Origin of the sequence: Enterococcus gallinarum, from assembly GCF_021496385.1 — a bacterium.
GTDB classification, from domain to species: domain Bacteria; phylum Bacillota; class Bacilli; order Lactobacillales; family Enterococcaceae; genus Enterococcus_D; species Enterococcus_D gallinarum.
Window position 1 is genome coordinate 3268780 of the sequence record NZ_CP050816.1, and the last position, 15175, is coordinate 3283954.

Consider the following 15175-nt stretch of genomic DNA (forward strand, 5'->3'; position numbering starts at 1 on the left):
GCAAAAACTCCGCGAAAAGTCGCTCTAAATTCGTCAAAAACAAGACAAAAAAGACATTGATCTAATCGTTGAGTTTTGGCACTATACAACGTAAAGACAAACATCTTAGCTACCTTAAGAAAAGCCTTGTATTCGACAGTTCCTGTTCTACCCATTGGCGTCTCTCGACATTTTTGGGCAGTAGCCTATGTTTGCATAGGAGCCTCACCTAACAAATCATATTTTATTTTCAGGTACACACTAACAAATTCGTTTTTTCTTGTCAATTTTTATTTTGCCGTTTTGCCTCATGATTTTTTAATACGATTAGAAAAGTATAAGTACGTTATACGAATAAAAATCAAGAATTCAGTAGATTTTGTGTAAAACAAAGCTGTTTTTATATTGGGTTTAATCGATCTTAAAACACTGTGAAACCACTCGTATGAAGATCATTTTAAAATAATCTTTGTTAATGATTGAAACAGACATTTGTCGATAAACTATCAAACTATCGTTCTTCCCTGCAGTCATCCGAAAAGGAAATTTATTAATTTCACATTAAAAAAATTATTTGAAAAAATTTTATTTTCTTTCTAGCTTTACGCTGCTCGGAAATACATTTTAGAATTATTCGTGTTATTTAAAAGAGAAATAACAAAAAACAGTTAAGCACTATGCCCAACTGGTTATGACTAAGTTTTCAGTTGTTTCTTTCTCTAGCAACACTAAATGTCGAACAACCCTTTTTTTGTTTGCCAACTATGTATAATGGACAGAATCAAAAGCAATGCATTGGCATCTCCAAAAGAAAAGCAGAAAATAGCTAGCAAAGTTTTCCCAACGGCCCTTCCCGATCCTTCAAGTTGTTTTGAATCCAGATCTCCTATGATCTCAAAAATTTCTCATACCACAAACTTTGATCTTATAGCAAATCCTCATTCAAGAAAAACATACTTTACTAGTTGCTTCACTCATATAAACTGCTATGCTATTTTAAATTTATCTCTATAGTCAACCCATTCTCTATTTCAAGTTAACCATCGAATCAAATTTGGTAAAACCATTATCGTATATAAAGTTCGGCAAATTTGAATAGCTGCAATTTTTGGCATTTCACCACCCAATTCTCCAGCAATCAACGAGATATCTGTTGCTCCAGCTGGTGATGACGCAAATAACGCTGACTTCAAATCTAGAATTCCTCGTTTGTAAACAATGTACCCAAATAGTACATTAATTATTAAATAACTTAATAGGAGCAATACCGCAGGTATAAGAAGGCGACCAAGTTGGCTTAAACTGTCTCTGTTAAAGGTACTACCAATGATTGCTCCTGCAAAAATTTGAGCAATATAGCGGATATTATTATTTAATTGAGCAGTGTTTTTTAAAATTTTTAGACCACATGAGAAAAGTAGTGAAAACATTAATGCCCCAACAGGAATTTGGAAATATAGACCCAAAATCCCTCCCAATCCTGCAACTATTAAAATAGTGGCATCATTGATAAAGGGATTATTGATCCCAATTGTCAACTCTCTCTTCATTTTTGTTTTATTTTCGGTCGTTTCAATACTGATTCCATTTTTCTTTTCTAGACGCTCTAAAAGAAAACTTATCCAATATGGTAGGATGAGGAGCATCCCAACTAACCTTGCTAATTGCATTGTAGCGACTACCTCAGCTTCAGCTCCCATATCAATACTGATCAAAGATACATCCATTATTCCTCCAGGCATACAGCAAAGTAAAGCCGTAATCAAATCTAACGAGAAAAATGAGTGAAATAGGAATCCCATAGTAAACAAATTGAAAGTGAAAAAAGCCATCAATAACAAAATCGATTTACCCAATTTAGGGAAATTTAGTAAATCTTTCTTTGATACTTGCTGTCCTATATAGGCACCACTAATTATCTGGGCAAAGATCTTCAAGTTATTCGCCATATACATTTGATCTGTGAACATTGAAAAAAACGCAACTGCAAGCATACTCCCAGTCATAAATGGAGCGGGCATTTTTATACGCCTAGCAATTATTCCTCCAATTAGTCCTACAATCAACGTTTCTATTATCTTTACTACCATTTAAGTTCCTACTTTCTTATTCAATGAACAAATTTTTTACAAATGGAAACTAGAAAATAGAGGCATTAATATAACCGTAAAAATAGCCGCTACAACTAAGGAAAAACTACTTGCAGCCCCTTCAAGATCTCCTATTTCAAATGCTTTCGTGGTCCCTATAGCATGTGTTGATGTTCCTATTAGTACACCTATTGCCAATTGATGTCTAATTTTAATTATTCGAATAACCTTGTCTGCGATGATATTACCAAAAATTCCTGTCAAAATAATAATAGGTGAGGTAATTCCAACAATTCCTCCTAGATCATCCGCTATATTTTTTCCTACACCTAAAGTGACTGATTTCGGAAGAAAAGTTATATATTCAGCATTACTTAAATATAGCATTCTAGACAGTAGAGTAGTCAAGAACAAATTAATAAGCACTCCTGATGTAATTCCAAACAAGACAGGAAACAATTCTTTTTTTACTCTTTCAAAATTTTTATAAAGCGGCACTCCCAGACATATGGTTGCTGGGGTAAGTAAATAATTCAAAATCTCGACATCTTTATCAAAATTTTTGAACTCTGTTTTCATAAAAAAAGAAATAAAATAGAGAAATAGAACGGAAAGTAAAATGGGATTAGCAAGTACGGATTTAGTTTTATTTTGAATTTTTTGTCCGGCAAAAAAACAAATGAAACATAGAAAAGCGCCAAAATAAGGAATAGAATCAATCATTGAGTTTTCTCCGATCGATAAGATAATCCGTAACTTTCCCTGAGAGCAACATGCTCACGAACGTTGTTATCACTATAATTATTAATAATTGAAAAAAAAGACTTTTGAAGAGTGACCATTTTTCAATTAGTTCAAAAGTAGCAGGAACAAATAAGACCGGCATAAAAGATAAAAAGAAATTTGCAGTCGCCTCAATCTCTTCAACCGCGATAGTTTTTGTCATAAGTAGCAAAACAAGTATTCCTAATCCCAACATGCTACTTGGTATTCTAATTGGTAAAAATACATGCAATATATCACCAAGAATACTCACTCCAAATAATATACTAATTTGCTTTAAATATTTCATTTTTCCCCCTCAATCTATTTTTTTCTCAAGAAGAAGGAAAAAGATGGTTACAGCAAGTAGATCTGCAGATCCTCCGGGACTCAAATGATTTGCAATTAACTCCTTATTGTATTCTTTTAAAACTATAATCAGCTCTTTCAAGTTATAATTTTGAGCCAATATAGCTTTGCTATCATTTTGCACCTTTTTCCAAGCATTCACCCCACCACGATGTATCAGATTACTATCTTCAGTTACGCTCATTAGGATAAGTAAAGTATTCAATAACAGCTCTTCTTTGTTTTCTCCATCTAAACTTCGAACTATTGGCAAAACTTCCGTCTGTATAGTCGGATATCCAGCTTCTGCCTCTCCTCGAATTCCAGTTAGGTTATATTTTTTGTATATTTTTTCACCATAGCTCATTTTTTTCTCATCAACAATAGAAAAATCATTTGATACCAAACCATGACACATCTCTTTCACGATGCAGAAAATTTGGCTAGTTTCAGATTCAGATAAAGGTAGAGAAAAGCTACTTCCTCTCTCTTTTTGTATGTAATAACCAACAGATCCAAGAATAACTGCAAAAGAAAAATTAGCTCCTTTGTGTGTATTAACGTTATTCGTTGAATGAAGCATCTCTCCTTCTGCATGTTGTCCTATTTTTCTAATTTTCTGAAATAATTCTGATAAACTTCCTGTATGTTTATAACCCGTACTGATATACATCTCAAAAAAAGGCGCCAACGTTTGGATACTTTTTATAAACAAGAAAAAATCCATATCCGTGTGAGCACCATTATCATAACGATCCACCAATCCTGGTTTAGGTGATAGCGCAACTTCATACAATAAAGCTTCAATGGCCATATTTGCTACTGCAGTGATCGTATCCATTCATCACACTCCTCCTTTTCAACTCCTAGAAACTTTTCACAAATCACTAGGAGTTGAATTGTTATATATTTAGCTAATTCTTAATGGCAAATAGCCTAAAAGTATTGATGAGATAATAAAAATGAGAAAAACACCTAAAGCGTATTTACCTGCCTCTTTTTGCCATTGCCCCATATCTACTCCAGTCAGTCGAACCAATAAGTAAATAAATGCAACTAATGGACTCAGTAAGTGAAATGCTTGGCCCATCAGAGAAGCGATAGCCATTTGCATATTGGTAAATCCGTAAGCTCTACCTGCTTCTGCTAACACAGGCATGACCCCAAAATAAAACCCGTCATTTGAAATGAAAAAAGTTCCTGGAGCAGAAATTACAGCAATTACTATACCCCAGTATTCAGCCAGTTGTTTAGGAATAATTGTCACAAAACTTTGAGCTAGAGCGTCAGCCATTCCTGATCCTTGGAATAAGCCCATGAACACTCCTGCAGCGAAAACCAAGATTACAGTTTGCACAGCATCTCCACCATTAGCACCGATGCGGGCCGATTGATCTTTTAATTTTGGGTAGTTAAGGATTAATGCTAAACAAGTCCCAACTAAAAATAATAGCAACGGAGATACATAAATTTTTTCAATAAATGATCCTGCTACAAGCCAAGCAATTAGAGCTATTGTTAAAATACTATTTGCAATAAATTTCTTTGGACGACGAATCGCCAATATATCCGGATCTGTAATCGCTATCATTTGATTGATCTCATCATCACTAATCTGAGTGATTCCTAATCGTTTGCGTTCCTGTCTTCCCATCCTTGGAGCCACCCAAACAATCACGTAAATAATTGATAATACCATCCCAGGTGCGAGATATGAAAGGATACTGGCATCAACTTCCAAAACAGCCATTGCACGAGCAGTTGGACCGCCCCATGGTAATAAATTCATAATAGTATTCTGCAGAATAACTAATACTGCTAAATTCATTAGCTTCATATTTAATTTTTTGTATATGGGAATAAAGGCTGAACAGCAAATCAAGGTTGTTGTTGTTCCATCTCCATTTAATGATACTGCTGCCGCAACGACTGCAGTTGCAACCAGAACCTTCATCGGATCACCTTTAGCAAAATGAATCATTTTTGCTGTCACAGGATCAAATAAACCTGCATCCAGCATAATAGAAAAATACAGAATAGCAAAAAGTAGCATAATTCCTGTATTAGAAGTTGTTGCAATCCCTTCTAAAAAAAACTCGCCAATGTTGCCTTCATTGGAAACCCCTGCTAATATAGCAACAAGTGTAAAAACTAATGGAACTAACACTAATGAAGTAAAAGGTGACAACCATTTTTTTAGTATCGCTACCATAAAAACAATAATCATCAAATATGCTAAAATTGTAAGAATCATTTCAAGCCTCCTTCTTTAATAAGACAGCAATATATCCATTCCTAGAGCGTATAAACGGCGGGAACAGAAGTTACTCCTTCGAGAATATGCTGAACTTCACAAAAATTTGAAATGCACCAATCAGGAATCATTCAATATTGATAGGAACCTTTCGTGTTTCATACCATTTTCGTGAATTTCTTCTTATTGCGTTGAACCACGAAGAAGGCAGTGATTCGAAGATGAACGTACCTTCTCTTGGTTCTCAGAGTTAAAAACTTCTGTCCTTGCCTCCAAAATATTTTCTAATTCAAGTTTTTTGGTTTTCGAACGACATCAATAATTGTCCCATCACGATATTCAATCATTGCGACAACCTTGTCTTCAAATTCTATTTTTTCCGGTTCTCCAGCATATTGATAAGCTAAATCACGAAGTTCTTCAATTGTTTTCAAAGGAATATCCGTTTTCTTAAAAGCATCTATTAAATCCTGTCGTTTAGGATTTACAGCAACACCATAATCCGTTACCACCACATCAATGCTTTCACCTGGCGTAGTAACTGATGTAACTTCTGTTCTTACGGTTGCCAACCGGCTTCTGATCAAAGGCGCAACAATAATTGATACTTTAGCTCCTGCGGAAGTATCTGTATGACCACCAGGAGCACCTTGTAAAATTCCAGTCGTTCCCTGAACAACATTGACATTAAAATCGATATCAACTTCCAAAGCTCCCAGAATTACAAAATCCAGTTGGTTTACAAAAGCACCCTTATTAAACGGGTTCGCATATTGTGAAGCTGATATTTCAAAATGATTGGGATCAGTATGCACTGATGCTACCGCAGCAAGATCAAATGCCTGATCATTAATGACTTTATTGATATAACCTTCTTTGAAAAGATTCACAATTGGTTCGGTGATTCCACCCATTGCCCATTTACACTTGATTTTTTCTTGATCCATATACTTCTTCAAAAAAATAGTCGTTGCTAAAGATGGGCCTCCTGCCCCCGTTTGGAAAGTAAAGCCATCTTTAAAATAACCTGAATGATACATACATTTTGCAACTGTTTCTGCCATGTTTAGCTCACGGGTATCCTTAGTTAATCTCAGTGCACCTGAGACAATTTTTGAAGGATCACCTATTGTATCAACAATTACCACAGAATCTACGTCTACTCCCTGAATACTAGCAGGGAAGTTAGGTGTTTCAACTAACGTATCGGTAATAATTACCACTTTATCTGCATACTTAGCATCGCCATCAACATATGATAAAACTCCACAATCGGACTTTCCGCCCTTTCCACTTGCGTTTCCGTAAGCATCACTTGTCGGGGCTCCTAAAAATGCCACGTCAATCTTTATGGTACCATCTTCGATTGCCCGAGCTCGTCCTCCATGTGTTCTGATGTATGCTAAGTTCTTTAATTTGCCTGCTGAAACTGCTTCGCCAATTTCATCGCGAATGCCACTTGTAGAAAGACCAGTCACAGTACCATCTTCCATGCATGGAACTAAATAATTATGCGCTTTTCCTAAACTTGATGCGCACACAAACAAATCTTTGATGCCTAAGTGATGAATTTCCTTCATTACCATATTTACAATATAATCTCCATCCCTAAAATGATGATGGAAAGAAATCGTCATACCATCCTTCAAACCACTTTTAATAATAGCCTCTCGAATATCTGCTACAATCTTATCTCCGGATGGTTTTACATGAGCCGAAACAGTAGGTGCACTTTTGGTATAGACATAACCATCTCGATAGTATTGTCCTTGAAAAACTTCTTGTCCTTTAGTTAATAATTCATCCGGAATTTCTCTTCCTAACACATTTTTCATGCTAAATCCCCCTTATACTGACCAGAAGCTTTGGCAAGATTTAAAACACGTTGAGCGCCTTCAACCCATGCAATATCGACCATCTTACCATCTACCACTAGTACACCAATTCCTTGATCCTCACTCTCTCTAACAGCTTCAATGACGTGAATTGCATGATCAATTTCTTTTTGTGTAGGATTAAAGATTTCATGTGCCACACTGATCTGTTTCGGACTAATACATGATTTACCATCAAATCCCATATCCGCAATCATTTGCACTTCATTCACGAAGCCCTCCATATCATTTACATCTGTGTAAACCGTATCGAAGGCCATAACATCCGCTGCCCGAGCAGCGACTAACATCTGACTTCTCGCATAAAATAATTCTTTACCTTCATTGGTTCTCTTAGAATGCATTGTACGAGTATAATCTCCCGCACTTAGTGCAATCCCCATCAGTCTTTCACTACTACAAGCAATTTCATAAGCATTAATGATTGCTAAAGGAGATTCCAGAGCAGCCATTAGCATTGTAGAACCCACCTCTTTGCCAAATTCTTTTTCAGCTGCTTCCACCAGATGTTCAACTAGTTGAACATCTTCAGCTTTTTCCGTTTTAGGCAAACGAATACCCTCTGCGCCCCCAGCAACAGCAGCTCGTATATCTTCTTCAAAAAGATCAGAATCTAACGCGTTGATACGAACCCATCTTTCAACACCTTGATAGTCTAATTCAGTTAAAGTATGGTAAAGTTGGATTCGCGCAGAATCTTTTTCACTTTCCGCTACAGCATCCTCCAAATCAAAAATCACGCAGTCCGGTTTATATACAAATGCATCTTTCACGAGTGAAGCTCTTTGCATATTCAAAAAGATCATGGTTCTTCGAATTCTGTTCTTAATCATACGATGGTCTCCCCCCATGCAATATCTTTTTTCACTTCACATGCACGTAAAACAGCAGTTTCTACTCTAGCTTTTATTGTGCAATCAAGAGCTCCTTTATCATTGACTGTTACATTAGCGTGATCAACCTCCAAGCGATTTAAAACGTTTTCAATTGTTTCCCTAATTTGTTTACCGTACTGGCTCATTACGCTACTTTCAATGTCAATGTTCAGTCCACTTTCGTTAGGTTCAACGACCACATAAACATCACTAGATTCATAACTTCCAGCTACAGCACTGTGCTTTAGCTCCATTAAAAAATCTCCTTCCGTAAATTTTTTCATTTACAAGATAAGTTTAGCGACTCTTACTGTTGGGATACATGTTTCTATACACAAGAAAAATCCTTTACGAAAACGTTTTTTTGTTCTGTGACATAAGACAATCTTTCTAATGCTTTTGAAGATTCTTTATGACATGAATTATAGGAAAATATAAGTAAAACTTTCCTAATGAAGTATATAAATAGAAAATGGCTAGTGATGATATGGCAGCATACCATATCATCACTAGCCAACTGTAGAACATAACGTTCACCTGATTCATTCCTCAATTAAATTGCGTGTAATATGATTCTTGAAATAGCCTGTTGGATTTCGTCTAACGAATGCTTTCTACTTCGCCCGCAAACTTTTGCATCATTTCCACAGAGGTAGCATTTTCTTGGATCAATGTTAAAATCTTTACGGCTGGTAACAACAAACTTCTCATTCTTTAAATAGAGAACATCTAAGTCTGCGAGTCTACCAAAAATATTTGTGTTCTCGATCTTAATCATTTCATGTTTAATTTCTGCCGGATTGCCAAATAACAGTATAAATAATTCTGATCCCGTTTTCCGGTGATAAAACCATGAAGAGCATAATTGATCTTCATCAATGCTTGCGATTATCTCATTATAAAGTACATCAAAGACTTCCTTCAAAATCGCTACATTTTTTACTGGTCCGGGAATATTCAAAGTAAGGCTAATCAAAACACTTTGGGGATTTGCTCGCAACAATTTAGTTTGTAGGATGGTGCGATTTTCTCTTGCTTGAAGCATGTCCGCCATTGTGACTTTTATGCCATTCGAAAAAATGTTAAACCCCACAAAATCACCTCAATAATGAACCACGTTCGGGGTCATTTTTAATTTTTGTATTACAGATATTGCGTCATTACTAAGAATATAGTTCAGAGTAGTTTCTGGAACCATAGTCTTCACTATATCCATATCATCATTTTTTATTGCTTGTCGTATTTTTGATGCACTAATGATTTGCTTATTATTTTCTTTTCTTTTTATCTCTATTAACTTCAACCCTATTTTGCTAAATTCTTCTTTCATAATTTGATTGTAAATACCAGTGACCATACTAAATGGCTCTTCACCAACATATCGGAATTTGATTTTCAATTTCAAAGCAATCTGTTCGAATAAAACAACATCTAAAAGTGCGTGACTTCTAATCACAGACTCTTCATCTTTTTGAAAGTAACTTGGAAAAGTAGCATTACTAATCATGTACGGCCCTGTTGGATGAATGACAATATTGTTTAAATGAGAAGTCCCTTTTTCGATAAGTTGTTTTCTTACTGAAAATGGAAATACGCTAGTATCCTCACTCACAACAAAGACATGAACCAAATCACTTTCTTTTGACGCCTTTTCAATTAAATATTGATGGCCTAAAGAAAAGGGGTTAGCATTCATAACAATTGCAGAAATTTTAGAATCTGACGAAACAGACTCTGTATTTGCTTGTAATTGATGCAGGTAGCTTTCAAAACCGTTTTTCTTATTTTCTAAAAAGACTAGTTGATCAGCAACTTTAGCAATTCTATAAAATCCTAAAGTTTTAAAAATACTCTCGCAGCCAGTTTTAGTATAAACAAATAAATGAAAAATACCTCTATTGAATTGATAATTTACTAAATGAGTAACAATTAGATTCATTAATCCTTCACCTTGATATTGGCTGCTTACTGCCAAACATCGAAGTGTATTTCCGAAACAGCTCCCTGTAGCAATCAGATTATGTTCACTGTCAAAAATTCCGCAAGTATATTCTAAATTTTTATCCATTCGAATATCTTCTTTTTTTAGAAGCTCCATAACCTGTTCGTAATTTTTGCGATTTTCAGAGAATATTTTTGTCACAACATACTCACTCATCAAAAAGCTCTCCTTACTAGTTTATATCAATGGAAACATTTATTTTTTGAATTGGAACATCATAGAATCGATCTTCTCTCCTACCTAAAAAATCTTTAGCTTGTTTTGGGAACAATGCGTACATTAAAACGTCCTCTTCTGTTTTTGCATATTTTGCTATTTCTTTTTTAAACTGCGGTAATTGCGGCTCAAGCAGGTCAGCAGGACGGGTTGTGATGGTTTCTTCATCTCCAATAATTTTCTTCTGAATTTCTTCTGAAATAGGTGCTGGTGGCTTACCATACATCCCTTTAACATACTCTTTAATTTCATTAGGAATCAATTTGTATCTTTCTCCAGAAATAACATTCATTAGCGATTGTGTACCAACCATCTGTGATAAAGGGGTGACTAGCGGCGGAAACCCTAAATCTCTTCTAACTTTTGGAACTTCAGCTAAAACTTCCTCATATTTATCCTGTAGTCCTTGTTCTGTTAATTGACTTAACAGATTCGATAGCATTCCTCCTGGGACTTGATAAATCAGCGTTCTTGGTTCAATGTCTTTAACTTTAGGATTCAATATTCCTTCGGCTCTATATCGATCTCGAATAGGATTGAAATAATCCGCAATTTCGGACAATTTATTCATATTCAGTCCTGTTTCAAATCCCAATTCTTCTAGTGCAATCGCCACAGACTCAGTTGCAGGCTGACTTGTTCCACCAGCAAACGATGAGATTGCGGTATCAATTATGTCAGCACCCGCTTCGGCGACTTTAAGATATGTCATCTCAGAGATTCCACTCGTAGCATGCGTATGAACTTCAACAGGTATATCAATCGAATCTTTTATGCGACTAACTAATTCGAAACCGGTATAAGGTGTTAAAACTCCTGCCATATCTTTAATACAAATCGAATCGGCTCCAACCTGTGCCATTTCTTTTGAAAGCTTAACAAAATAATCAATTGTATGGATATCACTGGTAGTATAGGAAATTGCTGTTTGGCAATGTCCTCCAGCTTCTTTGGCGGTAATGATGGACGTTATTAAGTTTCTAACGTCATTTAAAGCATCAAAGACGCGAATAATATCAATTCCATTTTCAATAGATTTTTCAACGAAAGCTCGTACGACATCATCTGAATAATTTTTATAACCAAGTAAATTTTGACCCCTTAGCAGCATTTGCATCTTAGTGTTTTTGACTTTAGCACGAATATTTCTTAAGCGTTCCCAAGGATCTTCATCTAAAAAACGAATACAAGAGTCAAACGTTGCTCCGCCCCACATTTCTAATGCATGATATCCAGCTTGGTCCAGAGTTTGTAGAATTGGCATCATATCCGAAGTAGGCATTCGCGTAGCAATTAAGCTTTGTTGCCCATCACGTAAAACTGTTTCTGTAAATTGAATTTTTTTCATGAACTAAGCTCCTTTAACTCTGTTTATCTTTTTTTACAGGAAACATTCGAGATAAAAGCTGTGAAGTAACATAGATAATCAGAATGACGATAAATACTCCACCCCAACCAAAAACTAGTAACTCTAATGATTTCAATAAATCTGTCGTCATTTTTTTCCTCCTAAACTAGTAATGCAAGAAGTAATCCACCAGCAATTACTGAAGCAATTTGTCCTGATACATTGGCACCAGCTGCGTGCATCAAAATAAAGTTTTGGGGATCTTCTTCAGTTGCCATTTTTTGAATAACGCGACTTGACATCGGAAATGCTGAAATACCAGCTGCCCCAATCATCGGATTGATTTTTTCCTTACGGAATAGGTTCAACAACTTGGCAAAAAGAACACCACCAATCGAATCCATCACAAAAGCCACCAGTCCTAATCCGATAACCATTAAAGTATCTATTTGCAAGAACTCTTCATATTGCATTTTTACTGAGATAGATAATCCAAGTAATATACTGATGATATTTACTAATTCATTTTGAGCTGTAAGCGATAAACGATCCAACACGCCACACTCTCGTAATAAATTTCCGAACATCAAAAAGCCAACTAATGGTAACGACACAGGAGCAATTAAACCAGCTACAATTGAAATGACGACTGGAAACAAAATTTTAGCTGTTTGAGATACCTCTCCAGCTCGATAGGACATTCTTATTTTCCGTTCGCGTTTAGTCGTTACTGCCTTAATAGCAACTGGTTGGATGATTGGCACTAAAGCCATATATGAGTAAGCAGCAACCATAATTGCTCCCATATATTTTGAATTCAAAGTATTTGCTACAAAAATAGATGTTGGTCCATCTGCAGCACCGATAATCCCTATTGAAGCGGCATCGTTCAAATCGAAGCCTAACAACACTGCAACAATAATTGTAAAGAAGATACCGAACTGTGCAGCAGCTCCAAAGAGTAATAGAAACGGGTTTTGTAATAATGGTCCGAAATCAATCATAGCTCCTATGCCAATGAACAATAATAACGGGAATAATTCTGTACTAATACCGAAATCAAATAAGACTTGAAATGGCCCTGCTTCTCCGCCAGCACTTAGGACACCTGAATTTGGAAAATTTACAAGAATTGTTCCTAATCCCATTGGAACCAGCAATGTTGGTTCATACTCTTTTTTAATTCCCAAATACATCAAGATAGCTCCAATAACCATCATGACAATTCTCCCAGGTTCTTGCCCCATGCCTATAATTCCTTCAATTAACGTTTCCAAAAAGTCACTTCCTCTTCCAAATAAATATCAATAAATCAACCAATTGTTATTAACGGATCGCCAGGATTAACTACATCCCCCTGTTTGACGTGGATTCCTTTTACAACCCCGTCATGGTTAGCAACTATCTCATTTTCCATTTTCATTGCTTCTAAGATCATAATTGGTTGATTTTGTTTAACCACATCACCAACATTTGCCAGTAATTTTAAAATAGTTCCAGGCATTGGAGCAGTTAACGCATCTTCTGAAGCAGGTGCTGTAGTTTTAGGTTGGGTTACTACTGCTTCCTCCATTTTTGATATTTCTGCAGTTTTTTCTTGTTGAACAGGCGCTACTGCGACATCAGTTACCGGGCGATTCTCTACGCCAACTTCCTCCATTTCCACCAAATATTCTTTGTTGTCTATTGAAATTTTAAATTTTCTTAGCATCATCGGCCTCCACTTAATCTTCTTTTTCTTTAATGTTTTTTACTACATAGTATTTTTGTGCTTCATCCCCAGTTGCAACACTGGCCATAATTAAAGCAATTTCCTTTACTCTTGGATTAATTTGTACAATCTTTTTTACCACAAACTCACTTTTGGGATCATCGTTTGCTGCAATCGCCGAAGTAATAATACTTACGAGTTGAAAATCTCTAAAGTCTGCTTCAACATACAATGTTATTGCTTTCCAGGTTGTTTTTTGCTCGTTTTGTGGTAAAGCAGTATTCATCTTTTTTTCTGGGATCTCCTTTTTTTTGTTTCTCCAAAAATTAAAAAAACTCATTTTTTCCTCCTTCCAATCATGCGTGTGTTCACAAGTAAAGAAAACCTTTTCATCTTTTTCTTCTCAAACTTGCAATAAGTAAGTTATAATGAATTTGCCCACTCATTATTTTCCTTAAGTGTAAGTGAATTATGTCACTGTATCTATGTCCATATACACATAAATGGTTTGCAATATCATTGGTTTTTTGGACAGAAAAACAAACCAGGAGGAAAACAATGCATATTTCTAAACTAAATTTGCTTTTTACCAAAAAATTTTTGTCTGACATTACAATGTACCAAATTGAAATGTTTGATCTTAAAGGGAATAATTACTTTACCAACGAGTTTGATCTGTATATCTCACAAACTCAATTTGTTGATGTTGCTGAAAATAAAAATGAAATCTATATTCCTATCGCTATTCAGGAAGAAATAGGTTTCATTTTAAGATTCAAAAAAGTTGATCAAATGAATAGCAGTTACACATTAAAATTTGCTACTACATTAAAAAACACTTTGGAAACAAGTTTGGATTTTGTAAATGATTATTCCTATGGCGGAAAGATTGACATGCTAAATGACTTTCTTACAGAATTACTTTTACGAGATACAAGTGATCTTTTTAACAATCTACTAGAAAGAGCTAATCTCTTGCATTTTGATCATTCGGTCACCCGAAGACTAGTTTTAGTTGATATTACCCATTTTAAAAAGGTAGTCAGAAATAGCTCCGACAAAACAGAAGTTCAAGAAAATCTGAACACCGTCCATAAAATTCTTAAAAACAGTATTTATAGTTACTCAGAATATGCCGCTTATCTTTATGATGACAAGTTTGTTCTATTCAAAAAAGAAAGTAACAATTTTGAACAAGATCTTTTGGGAATTAGAGAAGAAATTATGGAAGAACTTGCTTTAGGTTCTCAATTTGTTGTAAGTAGACCATGTTTGACATTAGAAAGCTACAGAACAGAATTTAAAAAGATGACAGAATTACATGAAAATTTTGCTCGTAAAAATTTAAATACACCGATTTTTTTCGTTGATGATAATCAAATTGAATTGCTTTTAACTAGTGTAAGTAACAATGATCAACATTTTTTTATCTCTAATTCTTTTCCAATTCTAACTGAAATTTCCAAGTCAAATCATGATTTGATTGAAACGCTCATTCAATTTTTTAAGAATAATATGGATACGAAAAAAACGTCAGAGAGCATGTATATTCACAAAAACACTGTCTATTATCGAATTAAAAAATTATCTGAATTAGTTAATAGTGACTTATTTCAGCCATATAATTGTACTTTTCTTTTTATCCAACTTTGTCTATTTAGAAATCTGAATTTACAAAGTTAAAGTGTCTGGGAA

16 protein-coding genes and 1 riboswitch are annotated in these 15175 nt (G+C 35.1%); of the genes, 1 reads left to right on the forward strand and 15 read right to left on the reverse strand.

Annotated features, from left to right (window positions below; genetic code table 11):
* Positions 1-53 precede the first annotated feature (53 nt).
* Positions 54-223: riboswitch (M-box (ykoK) riboswitch) on the reverse strand.
* Between the two features lie 787 nt (positions 224-1010).
* The 15 genes from HED61_RS15745 to HED61_RS15815 all read right to left on the reverse strand — a co-directional run bounded on the left by HED61_RS15745 (position 1011) and on the right by HED61_RS15815 (position 13820).
* Entirely contained in the window at positions 1011-2069 is a 1059-nt protein-coding gene (locus tag HED61_RS15745) for an AbrB family transcriptional regulator (RefSeq protein ID WP_113849248.1), read from the reverse strand.
* A gap of 36 nt (positions 2070-2105) precedes the next feature.
* A complete protein-coding gene (locus HED61_RS15750) occupies positions 2106-2792 on the reverse strand; it encodes an LrgB family protein (protein WP_219645081.1) in 687 nt (228 codons plus the stop codon).
* Positions 2785-3141: a CidA/LrgA family protein gene (locus HED61_RS15755; RefSeq protein ID WP_113849246.1), complete on the reverse strand. Its 357-nt coding sequence runs from the start codon at positions 3139-3141 to the stop codon at positions 2785-2787. Before HED61_RS15755 ends, HED61_RS15750 begins: the two co-directional genes overlap by 8 nt.
* Before the next feature lie 9 nt (positions 3142-3150).
* Positions 3151-4020: a triphosphoribosyl-dephospho-CoA synthase CitG gene (gene citG, locus HED61_RS15760; protein ID WP_176333101.1), complete on the reverse strand. Its 870-nt coding sequence runs from the start codon at positions 4018-4020 to the stop codon at positions 3151-3153.
* Between the two features lie 69 nt (positions 4021-4089).
* A complete protein-coding gene (locus tag HED61_RS15765; RefSeq protein ID WP_113849244.1) occupies positions 4090-5433 on the reverse strand; it encodes a CitMHS family transporter in 1344 nt (447 codons plus the stop codon).
* Positions 5434-5717: 284 nt separating this feature from the next.
* Positions 5718-7268 (reverse strand): citrate lyase subunit alpha, encoded by a 1551-nt coding sequence (gene citF, locus HED61_RS15770; protein ID WP_113849243.1) that lies wholly within the window; start codon positions 7266-7268, stop codon positions 5718-5720.
* Positions 7265-8161, reverse strand: coding sequence for an aldolase/citrate lyase family protein (locus HED61_RS15775; protein WP_162787464.1), 897 nt, complete (start codon positions 8159-8161; stop codon positions 7265-7267). The genes citF and HED61_RS15775 overlap by 4 nt, the downstream gene beginning before the upstream one ends.
* The gene (gene citD / locus HED61_RS15780) at positions 8158-8457 is read right to left on the reverse strand and encodes a citrate lyase acyl carrier protein (protein ID WP_113849242.1); all 300 of its coding nucleotides are present in this window, start codon (positions 8455-8457) and stop codon (positions 8158-8160) included. Before citD ends, HED61_RS15775 begins: the two co-directional genes overlap by 4 nt.
* A 299-nt stretch (positions 8458-8756) precedes the next feature.
* Positions 8757-9296 carry a citrate lyase holo-[acyl-carrier protein] synthase gene (gene citX / locus HED61_RS15785; RefSeq protein WP_176333104.1) on the reverse strand — a complete coding sequence of 180 codons (540 nt, stop codon included), beginning with the start codon at positions 9294-9296 and terminating at the stop codon, positions 8757-8759.
* A 9-nt stretch (positions 9297-9305) separates the two neighbouring features.
* Positions 9306-10364: a [citrate (pro-3S)-lyase] ligase gene (gene citC / locus HED61_RS15790; RefSeq protein WP_219645080.1), complete on the reverse strand. Its 1059-nt coding sequence runs from the start codon at positions 10362-10364 to the stop codon at positions 9306-9308.
* A gap of 13 nt (positions 10365-10377) precedes the next feature.
* The gene (locus HED61_RS15795) at positions 10378-11769 is read right to left on the reverse strand and encodes an oxaloacetate decarboxylase subunit alpha (RefSeq protein ID WP_219645079.1); all 1392 of its coding nucleotides are present in this window, start codon (positions 11767-11769) and stop codon (positions 10378-10380) included.
* Positions 11770-11782: 13 nt separating this feature from the next.
* Positions 11783-11920, reverse strand: a complete 138-nt coding sequence (locus HED61_RS15800) for an OadG-related small transporter subunit (RefSeq protein WP_176333107.1) — start codon at positions 11918-11920, stop codon at positions 11783-11785.
* Positions 11921-11930: 10 nt separating this feature from the next.
* On the reverse strand, positions 11931-13046 hold the full coding sequence (locus HED61_RS15805; protein WP_113849239.1) for a sodium ion-translocating decarboxylase subunit beta: 1116 nt from the start codon (positions 13044-13046) through the stop codon (positions 11931-11933).
* 35 nt (positions 13047-13081) lie between these two features.
* Positions 13082-13480 (reverse strand): acetyl-CoA carboxylase biotin carboxyl carrier protein subunit, encoded by a 399-nt coding sequence (locus HED61_RS15810; RefSeq protein ID WP_176333108.1) that lies wholly within the window; start codon positions 13478-13480, stop codon positions 13082-13084.
* A gap of 13 nt (positions 13481-13493) precedes the next feature.
* Complete coding sequence (locus tag HED61_RS15815; protein WP_113849237.1) at positions 13494-13820, reverse strand: hypothetical protein; 327 nt, start codon at positions 13818-13820, stop codon at positions 13494-13496.
* Between the two features lie 218 nt (positions 13821-14038).
* Between HED61_RS15815 and HED61_RS15820 the strand changes: the two genes are divergently transcribed.
* Positions 14039-15163, forward strand: coding sequence for a PucR family transcriptional regulator (locus HED61_RS15820; protein WP_162787463.1), 1125 nt, complete (start codon positions 14039-14041; stop codon positions 15161-15163).
* Positions 15164-15175: the final 12 nt, after the last annotated feature.

Coding starts and splice junctions, on each gene's coding strand:
- citD (WP_113849242.1), bottom strand. CDS start 8,457: ATGGAGCTAAAGCACAGTGCTGTAGCTGGAAGTTATGAATCTAGTGAT.
- citG (WP_176333101.1), bottom strand. CDS start 4,020: ATGGATACGATCACTGCAGTAGCAAATATGGCCATTGAAGCTTTATTG.
- HED61_RS15800 (WP_176333107.1), bottom strand. CDS start 11,920: ATGACGACAGATTTATTGAAATCATTAGAGTTACTAGTTTTTGGTTGG.
- HED61_RS15810 (WP_176333108.1), bottom strand. CDS start 13,480: ATGCTAAGAAAATTTAAAATTTCAATAGACAACAAAGAATATTTGGTG.
- HED61_RS15775 (WP_162787464.1), bottom strand. CDS start 8,161: ATGATTAAGAACAGAATTCGAAGAACCATGATCTTTTTGAATATGCAA.
- HED61_RS15765 (WP_113849244.1), bottom strand. CDS start 5,433: ATGATTCTTACAATTTTAGCATATTTGATGATTATTGTTTTTATGGTA.
- HED61_RS15745 (WP_113849248.1), bottom strand. CDS start 2,069: ATGGTAGTAAAGATAATAGAAACGTTGATTGTAGGACTAATTGGAGGA.
- HED61_RS15795 (WP_219645079.1), bottom strand. CDS start 11,769: ATGAAAAAAATTCAATTTACAGAAACAGTTTTACGTGATGGGCAACAA.
- HED61_RS15750 (WP_219645081.1), bottom strand. CDS start 2,792: ATGATTGATTCTATTCCTTATTTTGGCGCTTTTCTATGTTTCATTTGT.
- HED61_RS15820 (WP_162787463.1), top strand. CDS start 14,039: ATGCATATTTCTAAACTAAATTTGCTTTTTACCAAAAAATTTTTGTCT.
- citF (WP_113849243.1), bottom strand. CDS start 7,268: ATGAAAAATGTGTTAGGAAGAGAAATTCCGGATGAATTATTAACTAAA.
- HED61_RS15755 (WP_113849246.1), bottom strand. CDS start 3,141: ATGAAATATTTAAAGCAAATTAGTATATTATTTGGAGTGAGTATTCTT.
- HED61_RS15815 (WP_113849237.1), bottom strand. CDS start 13,820: ATGAGTTTTTTTAATTTTTGGAGAAACAAAAAAAAGGAGATCCCAGAA.